The sequence below is a fragment of the Mangrovimonas futianensis genome (genome assembly GCF_021245805.1).
Classification (GTDB): Bacteria; Bacteroidota; Bacteroidia; order Flavobacteriales; family Flavobacteriaceae; genus Mangrovimonas; species Mangrovimonas futianensis.
Genome location: NZ_JAJJNF010000111.1, coordinates 1 through 207 on the forward strand (window position 1 = coordinate 1; position 207 = coordinate 207).

The 207-nt window shown below is 54.6% G+C and carries 1 protein-coding gene; it reads left to right on the top strand.

Annotation, left to right across the window (positions count from 1 at the left end):
• On the top strand, positions 1–207 hold a 207-nt coding region (locus tag LOK78_RS16965), incomplete at both ends, for an FIDD domain-containing protein (protein ID WP_232635706.1).

The window sequence follows — 207 nt, forward strand, 5'->3', positions numbered from 1 at the left end:
ACACCGGCTGCCATACCACCACGACCCTGACCCTTCAGGTAGTGGGTGCACCAGCGGCCAACATCCCACAGGCGCTTACTTACTGTGACCCTGACAACGATGACCTGGGCGAGTTTGACCTGGACAGTACCATAGAAGAAATTACAGGAGGTGACACCAGTTTAGATGTTACCTTCCACCTGACCTACCAGAACGCAGTGGACGATG